Source organism: Lactobacillus fornicalis, from assembly GCF_055362665.1.
On sequence record NZ_JBLTIM010000008.1, the window covers coordinates 49,092 to 66,119 of the forward strand.

Genomic DNA, 17,028 nt, shown 5'->3' on the forward strand with positions numbered 1-17,028 from the left:
AAAATGAAAGAATTAAGCGCATGTACAACTATTTTAGTTGGTAAAAAAGCATCTATTGATGGCTCAACAATGATTGCTAGAAATGATGACACATTTTTACCAATTACTCCACAAAAATTTGTGGTAAAGCCTGCTGTTAAAGGTGAAAAAGGCCGCCATATTAAGTCATGGCTTAATAAATTTGAAATGGATTTGCCAGATTGGGCATATAGAACGCAAGCAGTTCCTAATGTTGATTACAAAAAATTAGGTTACTATGAAGAAAGTGGCATCAATGAAAAGAACGTTGCGATGTCTTGTACTGAATCAACTTATGGTAATGAAAGAACTTTAGCGTTCGATCCCTTAGTTGTTGATGGTCTTGATGAAGACTGTATGCAAAATGTGGTAGCACCTTATATTGACTCAGCCCGTGATGGAGTTAAATTATTGGGTGATTTAATTAAAAAGTATGGTTCTGCAGCTGGTAATTCAGTTTTGTTCGGTGATAAGGATGAAGTTTGGTACATGGAAATTGTTACCGGTCACCACTGGGTAGCCCAAAGAATTCCAGATGATTGCTATGCAGTTGCGGCAAACCGAGTTTCAATTGAGCAAGTTGACTTTAACGATCCTGACAACTTTATGTGGAGTGAAGGTATTCAAGAGTTCGTTGAAAAGCACCACTTAAATGTTGATCGAGAAGGCTTTAACTTCCGACACATTTTTGGTACATACAATGAAAAAGACCGTCATTACAACACTAGCCGTGTTTGGTACGCTCAAAGATACTTCAATCCAAGTATTGAACAAGATCCTGAAGATGGCGATTTACCATTTATTCGTAAGGCAGAAAAATTAATTAATCCTGATGATATTACTTTTGTTTTAGGTAGTCACTATCAAGAAACTCCATTTGATCCATATGGCAAGGGTACTGATGAAGAAAAGCATCGCTACCGTCCAATTGGTTTAAATAGAACTCAAAATGCCCACATCTTACAAATTAGAAATGACTTGCCAGAAGACAAGGCTGCGATTTACTGGTTATGTATTGGTGGACCAACCTTTACACCATTTATTCCATTCTTCGCCAATATGAACGATACTGAAGAAAGTTTTAAGAATACTAGCTTAACTTTCAATCAAAAAGATGCCTGGTGGTTCTACAAGGCAGTAGCGGCAACTGTTGAAAGTCATTACCCACAATTTGTTCAATTTGATACAGATTATCTAATTGAAATGCGTCGCTACTTTAGAGCAAGAATTGAAGAAGTTGTTGCTAAGGCAGGAGATTTGAAGGGTGAAGAATTAACAGAATTCTTGACTAAAGAAAATCAAGAAACTGTTCGTTATACTCGTGAACAAACTGAAAAATTATGGGGCAAGATGTTAACCGAAAGTATTAATATGAGTAAATTAACATTCAATATGGATAAAAATTTATAATTAATGAAAGGCGTAAGCAAGCTTAAAAGCTTGATATTACGCTTTTTTTGTTTTTGTAAAAATGCTATTAATCACTATTAATTGTAATTTTGTTGCACAAGTGTTGCACAAACTAAAAGTCCAATCTGAACTAAATTAATTTGTATATCTATTTGTTAGCAATAAGCTAAGCCCCCCTTTTATCCCACTTTTTGTTACAAACTTTCGTATTCGAAAATAAATTTTCAAATTTGAATAAATAAATTTTATAAAAAAAGCCATGATAAAATTTAATTAAATTAAAAAGAAAAGGAGATTTTAGTTATGAAAGTTGTAAAAGTATTTAGCATGAAAGATTTAAAGAAGTTACCAGTCAGAGAAGTTACAGGTGGACCTAAATTGTGTTCTTACACTTGTTCTTATACTTGTTAAATCTTTATTAAAAGACTAATTTTATTAGTCTTTTTTTATTTAAGAAGGAGGGAATAGAATGAATAAATATTTACCTTTTGTTTATGCCAATCAAAAAGAAGACGAGTTTTCAAAATTTTTAAAAAAAGGAACTTCTAAAAAATATTCTATAAATGTCTCTGATTTCTGGATTTATTTTAACGTCAAGAGTCAAAAATTACCTGATTCTGGATGGAAAGGACATTTAGCAGCAAGACCTGAAGATAAGTATAAAGTTTTTCAAATTGCAAAAGCTGTTTTTGAAGCAAATGACTGTTCTTTCAAGGTTGCTAAAAATATAGAATGTTTTAAAATCTTAAACGATCCACATATACCAGTAGCAGAAGCAAATAAATTTATTACATTTTATCCGCAAAATATAAATGTGTTTAAAATTGTTATTAAACAACTTTTTACAAAGCTAAAAAATTTTAAAGCTCCTCAAATATTTACTGATTATCAATTACCGAATAATAGTTGCGTTCAATTCAGATATGGTGCTTTTAAGAAAATTGCAAGATGGGATTTAAAAGCTCAAAAAGAGCTTCTTTATATGACGTTACCTTCAGGTGAAATTATTGAAGATAGTAGAGTTGGTTATTTTGATCTTCCTGAAGGAGTAGAGTGGCCATTTGGTTCAACGGAAAAATGGTTATTAGTACCCGAAAAAAATATTTCAAAACAATCCAAGCTAAATTCATATAGTTTTATTGAAATAATGGCGCAAAAAAACAAAGGTGATGTCTATTTAGGTGTTGAGAATGTAACTGGAAAACAAGTGATAATTAAATCGGCAAATCCGTATGTTAAGAATGATTGTGCTGCTTATTCCGCTAAAGAACTATTAAGGAACGAGAATCAAATGTTACGCAATCTTAGTAATTTAAATGTGATTCCAAAAGTGAAATCTTATTTCAATGAAAATAATATAGAATTTCAAGTTACGGAATTTATTGATGGGAAAAGTTTGGATAGCTTTTTTGGTAAAGAAAAATTATTAAGTGTGATTCTTTCAATTTGCAATACTATAAGACTTATCCATGAAGCAGGATATATAATTGGTGATGTAACTAATAGTAATTTTATTTATAAAGATGGAATAACATATTTGGTTGATCTTGAATATGTTAGGAAAAATGCAAATAAAAAATATAAAAGAACTTTTAAAACACCATATTATGTTCCAAATTATTCTACGAAAACTTTTTTGACACAGAAAGAAGATTTGTTTTCTTTAGGCATTATTATAATTACCTTGACACTTGGAAAAACACCAAAATATAATTCTGAAAATCTTAACGATGCAGTTAGAATTTTGATTAATCAAAATAAATTAGCTTCAAAATTGAATCCTCAATTTAGTGCTTTTTTAGATATTGCCAATTATATTTTGTCATTGTCAATAGACCCCAATCCATATGTATCTGAAAATTTGAACCAAAATAAAATAAAAGATATTTATAAATACGGATTTTACGTTGACTCAATTAAAGATTTTGATACTAGCTTATTGATGAATTCTTTAGAAGAGCTTCCGAAACAATTAAAGAAATCAGATTATAAGATAGGTGAAAAATGGTGGAAAAGTAAAAATTTTGGTCAATACGTTAGTGAATTATCTATTCAGCATGGAATTTCTGGGGTCGATACAGCATTGAAAGTAAGCGCTGAAAAACTTCCGATAAAACAAAAAGTACTTGATATAAGCAATAATTTTGAATATGGAGATAGTTATTTGTTTGGAAGTACAGGATTAATTTGGAATTTAATTGCGTTATTCAAGGAAAAAGAAATTGATTCTTCGACATTAAGGAATGAAGCAAAAAAGATTATTCTATCGTGGCCTGAAAAAAAAGAGGTTAACGATTTTGTTTTAGGTGTTTCCGGAAAAGCTTACACTCTATTATATTTAAATTTATTATTAAAAGATGCTAGCTTTTCAAAAGAATTAAAAAAACTAGGGGAAAAGATATTTGAAAGCTTTTACGATATTGATTTTGAAACCACAAATTTCTCAAGAATTAATTTCGCTCATGGAAGTGTGGGGAAAGCTTATGTTTTGTATCTTTTAGGTTGTTACTTTAAAAATAGAGATTTTAAAAGTAAAGCTCAGTTAGAACTTAAAAAAGCTGATAAAATAGTGGATAGAAGTATAAATATTAATAAAAGCTTCTTTTCAGATTCGTTAAAGTATTCTTGGTGTGAAGGACTCGCTGGAATTGCTTTTGGCTTTAATAGGATTGAATTACTTTCACATGGAAAAATAAAATTTTCTTCTTTATCTAAAATTATTTCGTTTTTATCAAAGGGATTTTGCACAATCGAAGCTTGTTTTTGTCATGGAAGACAAGGAATTTTAAATACGATTTTTGAATATAATCAGTACCATGAAAAGCATTTTTCCAAATTGGATGATTTATTACAATATGATTTACTTAATTTCTTTAATCCCAGTTCTGGAGAGTGGAATATTTTAGATGAAACGGGGTATGAAAATGCCATGGATTATGGTGTCGGACAACTGGGTGTTATAGTAATTGATCGAATGGTCTTTAGAAAAGGTGAGAATCCATTTTTCATTCCAATTGAGTCTGAAATGACGCTATGATAAGGTGGATTAAATGACGGTTGGAGAAGCATTAAAACAAGAAAGAAAAAATTTAAATCTTACTCAATCAGCTATGGCTGCTGAAGTAATTTCACCATCTTTTTATTCTAAGGTTGAAAATAATCTTCATGAAATAAATGTAAATGATTTATTAGCTATTTTAGATGCACATTGCATAGATATACCGTCTTTCTTTATGAAAATTGATTCAAAAGTAAAAACTGACTATTTTAATCTTAATACTTTTACGGATAGAGTCTTGGATATATGGTATAACAAGGATTTAAAACAATTAGCTGAACTTCAAACAGAATTAACGAAATATACAGGTAATGATGTTAGTTTTTTGAATCTACAGGTTGAATTATTAACCTTCTTTATCAAAAATGAAAGGAATGCAAAATTATCTGATTCTCTAATGCAAAAACTACGAGCCGAACTTTTTAAGCAAAATAGTTGGTCATTAAGCTCTTTAAAAATTTTTAGATTAACAATGCGTATCTATGACCTTGATCAGCTTACCTTTTTTATGGCTTCAATAATGAATAAATTCTCTGATTTTAAGGGAGTTAATCTTGAGATAGTAGAAGTGATTGCAGCAATTTCAGTTAATTATTTAGATAATTGCTATGAAAATAATGAATTCAATCAATCTCGCAATGTGCAGAACTACCTCGAAAAAATGCCTGCTAATTTAACTTTGTTTGCTTATAAGTTATTAGGTAGGTATTACCAGGCTTTGTTTGATAAGAATACTACAGAATTAACTAATATTCGCCAAGTATTTATTGATTGTGGTTATCAGACCTTTATCCAGCTCTTACCAAAATAAAGGAGGGGGAGATATGAATTTAAAAGGACTTTTGAAAATTAACTACCTGCAGAGCTTTTTACTAGTCTTTTTATTGATATTTACCAGTATTCTAACAACAAGTAGTACTTATGTATTTAAATTTTTGATTAATAGTTTATCAGAAAGAGATTTTAAAGATTTCTTAGCATATTTGTTAGTTACCGTTCTTCTAGCAGTAATTACTGGGATTGGGAAAGGCTGGACAAATTATAGTTTTGAAAAAATAAAACAAGCTTATCTTCATCAAATAAGAGCTCGCTTAGTTAAAAGTTACTATTATCAAAATTGTCATGATATTTCTAAAATGCAAAATGAACTGAGCAATAATTTAAAAACGTTATCAGATAATTTTGCTCAAGCTAATTATGAAATTGCAGTTAATTCAATATCGTTTTTTCTTTCATTAGGCGTTTTATTAACACTTCATTGGGGTTTAATTTTAATAACTTTCTTTTGTTTTAGCTTGATTATGTTAGCACCAAAATTATTGGAAAATTATCTTGCACGTGCAAGTAAGAAAGTGGCCGATAAAAATCAATTACTTCTTAAAAATGCCCATAATTGGTTGGGAGGAATTGAAGAAATACGTAGATATCATAAAAAACACAAACTAACAAATGAACTCGGTCAAGTAGCGGGCAAATTTGAAAAAGCTCAGTTAAATGAACAAAAGGCTATGCAATTTGCAGATTTTTTTAATAGTGGACTAAATATTGGAGCTCAGACTCTCTTAGCAGCAAGTGCGGCTATTTTATTTTTTGCTCATCAATTAGATCTTGGGAGTACGATGGTTGCTAGTTATTTTGCTTTTAATATTTTTGCAAGCCTTGGTACTTTAATTAATCAGTATATGAAGCTCAAATCAAGTCGTGATTTAAATCAAGAAATTTTACTAAGTCAAAAATTTAAACCAATTTTAGATAATGAAAATGAAGCTGTAGGTGGAGTCAAGGGCCAAAATTTGCTTTTCAAATATCAAAATGGTGAAGAAATTCGTTATCCTGATTTTGAAATCAAACCTGGTGATAAAGTTCTAGTGACTGGCGAAAGTGGTGTGGGTAAGTCTACTTTATTCAAACTGATAATTGGTGAATTAAAACCAGTAGCAGGTCAAATTAACTTCTTTAAGCAAAATGGCCAAGAAATTAAAAATCGTAATCTTGATATGCTATATCTAGCTCAAGATGCTAAGTTATTTCCAGTTAGTATCTTGGATAATATTACAATGTTTAAAAATTTAGCTATTGATAAAGTTCAAAAAGCTTGTAAATTAGTTGATTTTGATCGAGATTTAGCAGTTTTACCTCAAGGACTAAGTACAATAGTTAATTTAGCAAATGAGAATCTTTCTGGTGGGCAAATGCAAAAAATTGTACTTGCTCTTGCTAGTTTGCACGATACAAAATTTTTATTACTTGATGAAGCCACTAGTGCAATTGATAGTAAAACTAGTTTTGATATTTTCAAAAATCTATTGCAAAGAGAAATAACAATTGTTGTTATTGCTCATAACTTACCAGCAGAAACAAAGAAATTATTTACCCACCAGATTCATTTGGAGAAGGGGTGAAGAAGTTGAATTTTAAAGACTTCATCAAAACAAATCCTTTAAATTTTGGCATTTCTATTTTATTAATAATTTTGAGTTCTTTTGCAACTATCCTAGCAACTTACCTGATAGCAATCACGACAACTGCAATTCAAAAAAATGATTTCAATCTTTGGTTAAATATGCTTTTGTTATCACTAGTTGTTGATGTGGTAATTGTGTTTTTGGGACCAATTTCAACGTATTTATTGGAAAGACAATTTCAACAATATTCCCATCAGGTTAGATTGAAGTTAATCAGTCATTTTTATAAAGAAAAAAAGTTTGAATTAGCTCGATGGGAAAATCGGCTTACTAATGATATAAGCATGTTAAGACAAGAGAAATTTTTGCTTTTACCAGAATTGATTTCTTGTATTTGTTTAATTGTTTTTGCTGCTCTTGCTTTGTGGTATGCTAATTGGTTACTTTTTTTAGTTACAATTTTGGTTACTATTATTTCACTTTTCCTTCCTAAATTTATTCAAAAAGCAATGCAAAAGTCCTTTCAAAAAATCTCTGCTGCCAATCAAAAATATCTTTTTCAAATTGAAAATTGGTTAGATGGAATTGCAGAAATTAGGCACTTTTTAGCGGGAGCTAAATTATTCAAGATTTTAGCCAGCTCCTCTACCAGCTTAGAAAGGGCTAATCTTAAACAAACTGGGAATATTCAAATTCTAATTCTATTAAATAAATTAATGGCAACGATTTTTACCACTGTTCTATACCTTGTTGCTGGTTATTTGTTTATCTCAGGCAAAGCGGAATTTGGTTTGATAATTGCGGTAGGAAATTATGAATATTACTTAACTAATTCAATTACAAGGTTAACTACTTCTTGGGGTCAAATTAAAGGAACTGATAAATTGAGCCGGGAAATTTTAAGTGATTGTCATGAGCTTGAAGAAGAAGTAAAAAATATACCAAATTATGCGGTTGACATTGCAACTAGCCCTTTAACTTTTCAATTTGAAAATGGGGAGAGCTTATCATATCCTGAATTAAATATTAAAGCTGGTGAAAAAGTTTTACTGACTGGTGATACTGGAGCAGGCAAGTCTACCTGGATGAAGTTGATTTTAGGACAGTTAAAACCAACGACTGGAAAAATCAGCTTTTTAAAAAATGGACAACTGATAAATTATGACCCTCAACAAATTAGATATATTCCTCAAAAGCCTAGCTTACTTCCTGGGACAATTTTGGATAATATTACTATGTACGATAAGGAACTAAAATCAACAGCTCTATCGGTAGTTAAAAAAGTGGGACTTGATTCTGATTTAGCTAAGTTTTCGCTTGGAATTAATGAACCCGTTGATTTAGAAAAGCTAAATGTGTCTGGTGGTCAAAGACAAAAAATTATTTTGGCGAGGGCATTGGTGCATAAAGCAAAGATTATTTTTATTGATGAGGGAACGAGTGCAATCGATGAAACAGGTACGAAGAAAATTTTGAAATATTTATCTCAATTAGATGTTACCGTTGTTTTTATTGCACATAATTTTAATTTAGAGTTAGAGCAATATTTTGATCGTGTAATACATTTAAGTAAATATTAAAGGCGTAAGCAAGCTTAAAAGCTTGATATTACGCCTTTTTTGATATCTAAAAAGCTTTTTCTTATCTAATCTTGTATAATAATATTATAAAAGCGGTTACAAAAAAGAGGACGGTGATAAATATGACTTTAAATCAATATCAAGTAGGTCATCTTCTTAATATGATTTTACTTACTTTTTTGATGCTTAATACGGTTCATTCCAATATCTTATTTGCAGGTATATTTTTAATTTTGTCAGTTGTTCCAAGTTATTTCTTATTAGGTCAAATAGCTAAAACGAAACCTTATTTCGTGTTTTTACAATCACTTTGGGACTTCATCTTGTTTTCAGTATTTTGTTTCTTTATTAAGTAAGTTATCTATGAATTAAGCTACACCATGGAGTGTAGCTTTTTGTTTTGGTATACTATGAATTGGTGAAGTAAATGGAACTTATAAAAAATGAAAATTTAGCTGATTTATATTCTTTTTATGGTCAGTTATTAACGAAAGGGCAACAGGCCTATTTTGAAGATTATTATTATGATGATTTATCATTAGGTGAAATTGCTGATAATCATGGTGTTTCGCGTCAGGCTGTTTATGATAACTTACGCAGATCTAGTAAAAGCTTGGAAAACTATGAAAAGAAGCTTCACCTTAAGAGTGACTACGTTAAAATGGAAAATTTGGCTAGTAAGGCTTTAAAAGAGCTAAATAGTAATCCAGAGGCTTGTCACGATAACTTAACTAAGTTAATTAAATTAATTAGAGGAGAATAGTTAGATGGCTTTTGAAAATTTAAGTGAGCGAATTCAAAAAGCATTAAAAAATTTAACTGGGAAAGGTAAGGTTAGCGAAGCAGATATTAATGCTGCTAGTCGTGAAATTCGACTTGCCTTACTTGAAGCTGATGTTAATTTTAAAGTCGTAAAAGACTTTATTAAAAAAATTAAGGAAAGAGCTTTAGGTCAAGAAGTTCAAGGTAGTTTAACTCCCGGTCAACAAATTATTAAGATTGTTAATGATGAATTAACTAAGATGATGGGAGAAGAAGCTGCCAAGTTAAACAAAGCTCCCCATATTCCAACAATTATTATGATGGTTGGTTTGCAAGGTACTGGTAAAACTACTACTGTTGGTAAATTAGCTAAGTATTTAATGGATACTGAAAAGGCTCGTCCCTTATTGATTGCTGGTGATATTTACCGTCCTGCAGCAATTGATCAGTTAAAGCAAATTGGTGATCAATTGTCAGTACCTGTGTTTAGTGAAGATGAAAAAGATGTCGCTAAAATTGTGGCTGATGGTTTAGCTCAAGCTAAGGAAGCTAAAAATGATTATGTTTTAATCGATACCGCTGGTCGACTTGAAATTGATGAAGCGTTAATGGAAGAATTAGAACGAGTTAAAGAAGTAGCTAAGCCTGATAATATTGTCTTAGTTGTTGATGCAATGACTGGTCAAGTTGGTGCACAAGTTGCTGAGACTTTTGATAAGCGTTTAGATGTTACTGGTGTTATTTTAACTAAACTTGATGGTGATACTCGTGGTGGTGCTGCTCTTTCAATTAGAGCAGTTACTGGCAAGCCGATTCTGTTTACTGGTCAAGGTGAAAAATTATCTGAGCTTGAAGGTTTTTACCCAGATAGAATGGCATCAAGAATTTTGGGTATGGGGGATGTTTTAACCTTAATTGAAAAAGCCCAGAGAGATTACGATGCCAAAGAGGCAGAAAAAGTTGCGCAAAAGATGCGTGAAAACACTTTTGATTTTAATGACTTTATTGATCAATTAGAACAAGTTCAAAAGATGGGCCCACTTGACCAAATTATGAAGATGATTCCAGGCATGGCTAATAATCCACAACTTAAAAATTTCTCAATTGATGAAAAGCAAATCGCTCATACTAAAGCTATCGTTTACTCGATGACTGAAGCAGAACGTCAAGATCCAGATTTGCTTAATCCTTCTAGAAGACGGAGAATTGCCGCTGGTTCTGGTCGTCCAATTATGGAAGTTAATCGGATGATTAAACAATTTAAACAATCAAAAGATATGATGCAAAAAATTACTAGTGGTAATACCAAGGCTTTGGCAGGACTTCCAGGAATGGATTCACCAATGGCTCAAGCTGCAATGCGCCGTATGGGTAAGCAATTTAAGAAAGGTAAAAAGAAGCGTCTAAAACACATTAAAAGATTTAAATCATAAAAATTTAAACTGTTAAGGAAAAATACTTTACACCTTCTATTTTGTTTGGTATATTATATATCGTTAATTAATTAGGAGGAATTCAAACTATGGCAGTTAAAATTCGTATGCGTCGTATGGGTTCAAAGAGAAAGCCTTTCTACCGTATCGTAGTTGCTGACTCAAGAGCTCCACGTGATGGTCGTTTTATTGAAGAAGTAGGTTACTACAACCCAGTTTCACAACCTAAGGAATTAAAGCTTGACGAAGAAAAAGTTTTCGCATGGCTTCAAAAAGGTGCACAACCATCAGACACTGTTAGATCACTTCTTTCAGGTGCTGGCTTGATGCAAAAGTTGCACGACGCAAAATACAACAAGTAATTAGATTTACTTAGAAAGTTTGAAGTGAGAGCTTCAAACTTTTTTTATTAGCTAGAATGAGGATTTTTTAATGCAGTTTTATGATGTTGCCCAAGTTTTAACAAGTCATGGACTTAAAGGTGAAGTAAAGGTAAAGGTAATTACTGATTTTCCTGAGCAACGCTTTTGTGAAGGGGTTAAGCTTTTTATAAAAGATGATATGCGTCAATTAACCGTAGAAAGTGGACGACCATTTAAGCAATTTTGGCTGGTTACTTTTAAAGAAATTAAAGATATTAATGAAGCTGAAAGCTTATTTGGTAAAACTTTGGTAATTAGTGAAGAAGATCAAGAACAATTACCTGAAGGTCATTATTATTACCACCAGATTATTGGTTTATCAGTAGTAGATAATGAAACTGACGAATTGATTGGTAAAGTAACTGATATTGAAGCCCCAGGTGCTAATGATATTTGGCAAGTAACTCCTAAAGTGGGTAAACCATTTTGGCTTCCATATGTTCCAAGTTTTGTAAAGAGTGTTAATTTGGATAAAGAAGAGGTAAGAGTAGAATTGATGGAGGGATTACGCGATGAAGATTAATGTATTGACGCTTTTCCCAGATATGTTTACTCCATTACAGGTTTCTATGCTTGGCCGTGCTCTTGAAGATAAAAAATGGGATTTAAATTTAGTAAATTTCCGTGATTTTACTACTGATGTACACCACCATGTTGACGATACTCCATATGGTGGTGGGGCTGGGATGGTTTTGCAAATTATGCCAATAAAAAAAGCCCTTGATTCGCTTGAAAAAAAGGGAAAAGTTATTATTACTGCTCCACAGGGGAAAACTTTTAATCAAAAGATGGCTAAACGTTGGGCGGATGAAGAGCAAGATTTGACATTTATTTGTGGACATTATGAAGGCTTTGATCAAAGAGTTTATGAAATGGCCGATGAAGTTGTTTCAATTGGTGATTATGTTTTAACTGGTGGAGAATTGCCAACTATGAGCATGATTGATGCAACAGTCCGTCTTTTACCGGGAGTTTTAGGAAATTCAGCTTCTGCAGTGGAAGAAAGTTTTTCTCATGGTTTACTTGAATACCCACAATATACACGCCCTGCCGAATTTGAAGGAATGAAAGTGCCGGAAGTATTAATGAGTGGGAATCATGGGAAAATTGCTGAATGGCGTTTAAAAGAAGCTTTACGAAATACTCTTTTAAGGCGACCAGATTTATTAGAAACTCGAGAATTTACCCCAGAAGAAAGTAAATTATTAACTGAAATTAAGCTAGATCTTGAAAATAAGAACTAGACTTGTTAAACTATTCTGAGTGGTGTTTGTATCCACGTAATTAAGTTATGGGTATTCCGCTGGCAAGAGTATTGTTGAAGAATATCGTAGAAGGAGAAGATATATTATGGATCCATTAATTCAAGAATTGACTAAGGAACAACTTCGTGATGATATTCCTGCATTCCGCGCAGGTGACACTGTTCGTGTTCACGTACGTGTTGTTGAAGGTACTCACGAACGTATCCAACTTTTCGAAGGTGTTGTAATTAAGAAGAAGGGCGTTGGTATCAGCGCAACTTACACTGTTCGTAAGATTTCTTCAGGTATCGGCGTTGAACGTACTTTCCCAGTTAACGACCCACGTGTTGCTAAGGTAGAAGTTGTACGTCATGGTCGTGTACGTCGTGCTAAGCTTTACTACTTACGTAACTTACACGGTAAGGCAGCAAGAATTCGTGAAGTTCGTCGTTAATCTCACGTTAAAAAAGGCAGCTCGAAAGAGCTGTCTTTTTTTGTTTTTGCATGAAAGCGTTTTTTTGAAAAAGACTAATTCTTCAGATATAATTTAAGTATACAGTTATATTGCAATATTACAATAAATCGCCTGTTATGTGGGAGAAGAATCATGTTCAAGACAATTAAATTAAGTTTGTTTACGATTATTAGTATTGTAGCTTTCTTTTTATTAAGTACTGTAATTAGGCAATACGATTTAGAAACAATTCCAGGAGAGCAAAATGTTATAAAAGTATATGGCGATAAGCAGAAGGCCAATAAAGCACAAGTATTTTTTGAACTAAAGAAGGTGGCTCGAAAGGGCCACTACCAACTAACTTTAATTAGACAAAATACTATAAATAATTCAGTAACTAAATCAATCTATGTTTTTAACTCTGATTTACCATATAATGCCTCACTTTATCGAAATAGTGCTGTGAAGCAGTTTTCTAGTAAGGAAGTGGAATTGTTAGATCTTAAAGGAGAATACTATACTAATGCTTCATCATCTGAATTTGTTAAATTGCAATCTAAATTAACGGACTATGGCCTTAAATTTGAAGTAGGTAAGGATGATTTTTGGAAAGTTGCTTTTTTCAATGAAAATATCCTAAATTATCTTTTGATTTTTATTAGCGTATTCGCAATTTTCTTTACTGTTAGTGTTATGGAAAAGGTAGCAAATCTGAAAAAATATGCAATTTTACGACTTAATGGTTGGAATTTTTTCAAAATATTAGTTAGGGATTTATTAGATATTAGTCGGCCTTTTGCTATTATACTAAGTGCTTTGATAATCATTTTTGGCGTGGTTACTAGTTGGGAAATGAACCTGACAGGAATTATCTTTTTTGCAAAGTATGGACTAATTTTAGAACTTGTATTATTAATTTTTGCTCTGTTATTAGAATTGCTATCTTATTTTCCTTTACTGTTAGCAAAGTTAGGTGCAGCAATTAAAGGACAGACATATTCTGCTGCTTTAACTGCAGTAAGTTACTTGTTAAAGATAGTTTTACTAATAGTGGTCTTCTTTAATTTATTTATATTATATTCAAGCGTAAAAAATTTACATGACGACCAGAATATTATGAATATGTGGATTAGTCGAGGCAGTGGCTATACTATCCAGTATGGTTATGTTGATCCACAGGATAGGGCAGAAGAAGATAAATTGGGTAACTTAACTAAAAAATTGGTCGCTAAAAATTCAGATGTAATTATTAGTAGAACCAATCAGGAGTATCATCCTGCAAGCAATAATTTTGATGTTACTAATGGAAATGTATTAATTATTAATAAGAATTTCCTCAAATATAATAAATTAGAAGATTTAACAGGGAAGGACTTGTATAAACTACGCTATCAAGCCAAGACTCTTTATGTATTTGTCCCAATTACTCATAAGTCTAAATTATCTGAAATTAAGAAAAATGTGGTCGACTATACTAGCTTTCAACAAGAGTTGAGTGGAAGAAAAGGGCAAAAACTCAATTTTGAATATATTTTGATTAAAAATCCTGGCCAAGTTTTCAATTACTTAATAGGTAAAGAAATTAGCGATTCTATTTCAACTAATCCAGTGTTTATAGTTGATTCGGGTTTATTATCGAATGATTTCTATTTTTCTAGCGCGACAAAAGGAATGATTCAGTTTAAGAATTTGCAGAAATTAAAAACACAACTCAGTCAGTTGGGATTGCAAAGTTATATTGTAGGGATTACTGATGCTAAAACACGATTGTCAAACTTCAATATTACAATTTCAAGGAAATTGACAATTTTATCACTTACTATCGTACTTTCAATTGGTCAGCTATTTTTCTTGATGATTTTTATTGCTTCTTCATTTTTGCAAAAAGAACGTCCTCGGATGGCAATTAGAAAAGTATTCGGCATATCAAATTATGACTTAGTTTTAAAATTTACAAGTTTTAATTTATTAATTGATATTGGCGTTGCAATCTTAGTAGCAATTTTTTGTGGTATTAATTGGATCTTAATATTTGGCTTAATAGCCTATTTGATTTTGGAAACGAGTGCAATTATTGTGTTGGCGATGCGAGCTGAACGAGGCTTACTCACAACAATTAACCATGGCAATTAAGGGCGGTAATTAAAATGATTAAATTAAAAAATATTAGTAAAAGCTTTGGGAATCATTCAATCTTTGTAAATGTATCGGCTGATTTACATGCTGGCAAGAGTTATGCAATTATTGGTAAAAGTGGCTCAGGTAAGACTACTTTATTAAATATCATTGGCGGATTAGAAAGTGCAAGTAGTGGTCAAGTTGAGATAGATGGCCAAGTAGTTAAGGAAGCAAATTTGGCTAAATTCCGTAAAGATTACTTTGGCTTTATTTTTCAAAATTATGGACTAATTGATACAGATACAGTTGAACAAAATTTATTAATTGGACTTGCAAATCAAAAGATATCTAAAAAAGTGGCACAAGAAAAATTGAAATCTGTTCTTAAGTTGCTTGATTTGGATTATTTAAATTTAAGTCAAAAAGTTTTTGTGTTAAGTGGTGGAGAGCAACAAAGATTAGCACTTGCGAGAATTATTTTGAAAAAGCCAAAAATTATTTTTGCTGATGAGCCAACGGGTTCACTTGATCCAGATAATGCCCAAATAATTTTAAAGCACCTATTAAATGACTTTGGTTCTGATGCAACTATTTTAGTTGCAACACACGATCCACAAGTTTGGAAAAAATGTGATTATATTATTCAAGTTCAAGAAAAGAAAATAAAACTAATTAAAAATGAAGGAGAAGGACAATGAGCACGTTTAAAAAAGTTATGTTAACAGTTACAGGCGTTATTGTTGTAGCGATTTTTGCATTTTTCTTTGTTCATACACCACAAACAGATCGATTTAATCCTTTTATTCAGAAAACTACTAGTTATGCCAAAGTAAAGAAAGGAACGCAAAATTATTATCAAGTTCAAGCAATAAATCCAAAAACTGGCGAGAATCTATCATATAAACTTTCTGAAGTTGGCGGCTATGATAATAGCAAAGAATATATTGAAATTACTCATAAAGGGCAGTATGTTGAAAAAATAAGTTATATTTCCAAGGAAAAATTTGAAAAAGCTAAGCAAAAATAAAAAAAGTGAGAGTTGAAAAACTCTCACTTTTAAGTTAAGCGGATTTATTAGGGATATTTAGTCTATGAATGGCTTTCCCCTTTTTGCCAGCATAATTTTTTAATGCTTGCTTAACATGAATCTTTGATTTACTTGGGTTGAAATTTTTCTTCTTTAATTTGCTCATTGAAGTACCTCATATTGTAGAAATATCTTATGACATTTTGGAGAATTGATGTTTAACGTAATTTTACCATGAGTTTTCAACCTCGCTTTGTTTAATTAAAATATGAACTTAACGACTGTAAACAAAAAGAATCATGTTAATCACTCCTTTAACTTATTTGTTTAAATTATATCAAGATTAAAAATATAATACAAATAAACTGCACTATCTGATTTTTTTATGATAAGATTTGGATAATAAGTTTTTAGATATTTTAGTAAGAAGGGATAGCTATGAAGATTCTTGTCACTGGATTTGATTCTTTTGGTGAAGATAGGATAAATCCTGCACTTGAAGCAGTAAAACGTTTACCAGATAATATTGCTGGAGCTAAAATAATTAAATTAGAAATTCCTACCAAATTTAATATAAGTGCTGAAGTAGTTAAAGAGGCGATTGAAAATTATAAGCCAGACTACGTTTTAAATGTGGGACAAGCAGGAGGCCGCTTTGCTATTACACCTGAAAGAGTAGCAATTAATCTTGATGATGGCAGAATTGCAGATAATGCGGGATATCAACCTTTGAATCAAACTATTCAATCAGATGGAGCGACGGCTTATTTTACTCAATTACCAATTAAGGCAATGACTAAAGCGATTCGAGAAGTAGGTCTGCCGGCAACTGTTTCAAATAGTGCAGGTACCTTTGTATGTAATCATATTTTTTATCAAGTTCAATATCAAAGGGCAAAATTCTTCCCAGATATTAAAGCTGGCTTCATTCACATTCCTTATTTGCCTGAACAAGTTATTTCTAAACCGCAAATGCCATCTTTGTCATTAGCTGATGATATTAAAGGTTTAATTGCTGCAATTAGCGCAATTGTAGAGCGGGATGGACAAGGAGATATTAATACAATTGAAGGTAGTATCCACTAAAAAAGCTTTTC

The 17,028-nt window shown here is 31.6% G+C and carries 17 protein-coding genes; 16 read left to right on the forward strand and 1 reads right to left on the reverse strand.

The features are described from left to right. The first annotated feature begins 3 nt into the window (after window positions 1–3). The 15 genes from ACNDLV_RS02505 (at window position 4) to ACNDLV_RS02575 (ending at window position 15,931) form a co-directional block, all read left to right on the forward strand. Window positions 4–1,428 (forward strand): C69 family dipeptidase, encoded by a 1,425-nt coding sequence (locus ACNDLV_RS02505; protein WP_034535763.1) that lies wholly within the window; start codon window positions 4–6, stop codon window positions 1,426–1,428. Window positions 1,429–1,897: 469 nt separating this feature from the next. Then, a complete protein-coding gene (locus ACNDLV_RS02510) occupies window positions 1,898–4,465 on the forward strand; it encodes a class III lanthionine synthetase LanKC N-terminal domain-containing protein (RefSeq protein WP_006586898.1) in 2,568 nt (855 codons plus the stop codon). A 13-nt stretch (window positions 4,466–4,478) separates the two neighbouring features. Next, window positions 4,479–5,297 carry a helix-turn-helix domain-containing protein gene (locus ACNDLV_RS02515; protein ID WP_006586897.1) on the forward strand — a complete coding sequence of 273 codons (819 nt, stop codon included), beginning with the start codon at window positions 4,479–4,481 and terminating at the stop codon, window positions 5,295–5,297. A 13-nt stretch (window positions 5,298–5,310) separates the two neighbouring features. Continuing rightward, window positions 5,311–6,888, forward strand: coding sequence for an ATP-binding cassette domain-containing protein (locus ACNDLV_RS02520; RefSeq protein ID WP_006587357.1), 1,578 nt, complete (start codon window positions 5,311–5,313; stop codon window positions 6,886–6,888). Beyond that, complete coding sequence (locus tag ACNDLV_RS02525; protein WP_006586895.1) at window positions 6,885–8,471, forward strand: ATP-binding cassette domain-containing protein; 1,587 nt, start codon at window positions 6,885–6,887, stop codon at window positions 8,469–8,471. Before ACNDLV_RS02520 ends, ACNDLV_RS02525 begins: the two co-directional genes overlap by 4 nt. A 122-nt stretch (window positions 8,472–8,593) precedes the next feature. Next, window positions 8,594–8,827 carry a hypothetical protein gene (locus tag ACNDLV_RS02530; protein WP_006586894.1) on the forward strand — a complete coding sequence of 78 codons (234 nt, stop codon included), beginning with the start codon at window positions 8,594–8,596 and terminating at the stop codon, window positions 8,825–8,827. 71 nt (window positions 8,828–8,898) lie between these two features. Continuing rightward, entirely contained in the window at window positions 8,899–9,234 is a 336-nt protein-coding gene (ylxM, locus tag ACNDLV_RS02535; RefSeq protein ID WP_006586893.1) for a YlxM family DNA-binding protein, read from the forward strand. A 4-nt stretch (window positions 9,235–9,238) separates the two neighbouring features. Further along, entirely contained in the window at window positions 9,239–10,666 is a 1,428-nt protein-coding gene (ffh, locus tag ACNDLV_RS02540; protein ID WP_006586892.1) for a signal recognition particle protein, read from the forward strand. 89 nt (window positions 10,667–10,755) lie between these two features. Next, the gene (gene rpsP / locus ACNDLV_RS02545) at window positions 10,756–11,028 is read left to right on the forward strand and encodes a 30S ribosomal protein S16 (RefSeq protein WP_006584894.1); all 273 of its coding nucleotides are present in this window, start codon (window positions 10,756–10,758) and stop codon (window positions 11,026–11,028) included. Window positions 11,029–11,098: 70 nt separating this feature from the next. Beyond that, window positions 11,099–11,611 (forward strand): ribosome maturation factor RimM, encoded by a 513-nt coding sequence (gene rimM, locus ACNDLV_RS02550; protein ID WP_006586891.1) that lies wholly within the window; start codon window positions 11,099–11,101, stop codon window positions 11,609–11,611. Next, the gene (gene trmD / locus ACNDLV_RS02555) at window positions 11,601–12,332 is read left to right on the forward strand and encodes a tRNA (guanosine(37)-N1)-methyltransferase TrmD (RefSeq protein ID WP_006586890.1); all 732 of its coding nucleotides are present in this window, start codon (window positions 11,601–11,603) and stop codon (window positions 12,330–12,332) included. The genes rimM and trmD overlap by 11 nt, the downstream gene beginning before the upstream one ends. Before the next feature lie 106 nt (window positions 12,333–12,438). Then, window positions 12,439–12,786, forward strand: a complete 348-nt coding sequence (rplS, locus tag ACNDLV_RS02560; RefSeq protein ID WP_006584892.1) for a 50S ribosomal protein L19 — start codon at window positions 12,439–12,441, stop codon at window positions 12,784–12,786. Between the two features lie 153 nt (window positions 12,787–12,939). Next, on the forward strand, window positions 12,940–14,919 hold the full coding sequence (locus ACNDLV_RS02565) for a bacteriocin-associated integral membrane family protein (protein WP_006586889.1): 1,980 nt from the start codon (window positions 12,940–12,942) through the stop codon (window positions 14,917–14,919). A 14-nt stretch (window positions 14,920–14,933) separates the two neighbouring features. After that, window positions 14,934–15,602, forward strand: coding sequence for an ATP-binding cassette domain-containing protein (locus tag ACNDLV_RS02570; RefSeq protein WP_006586888.1), 669 nt, complete (start codon window positions 14,934–14,936; stop codon window positions 15,600–15,602). Next, window positions 15,599–15,931 (forward strand): YxeA family protein, encoded by a 333-nt coding sequence (locus tag ACNDLV_RS02575; RefSeq protein ID WP_006586887.1) that lies wholly within the window; start codon window positions 15,599–15,601, stop codon window positions 15,929–15,931. The genes ACNDLV_RS02570 and ACNDLV_RS02575 overlap by 4 nt, the downstream gene beginning before the upstream one ends. Before the next feature lie 34 nt (window positions 15,932–15,965). Here ACNDLV_RS02575 and ACNDLV_RS02580 read toward each other — a convergent pair whose 3' ends face one another. After that, the gene (locus ACNDLV_RS02580) at window positions 15,966–16,097 is read right to left on the reverse strand and encodes a hypothetical protein (RefSeq protein ID WP_006586886.1); all 132 of its coding nucleotides are present in this window, start codon (window positions 16,095–16,097) and stop codon (window positions 15,966–15,968) included. A gap of 272 nt (window positions 16,098–16,369) precedes the next feature. On the opposite strand from ACNDLV_RS02580, the gene pcp reads away from it, so the two are divergent. After that, the gene (gene pcp / locus ACNDLV_RS02585) at window positions 16,370–17,017 is read left to right on the forward strand and encodes a pyroglutamyl-peptidase I (protein ID WP_006586885.1); all 648 of its coding nucleotides are present in this window, start codon (window positions 16,370–16,372) and stop codon (window positions 17,015–17,017) included. The last annotated feature ends 11 nt before the right edge of the window (window positions 17,018–17,028 follow it).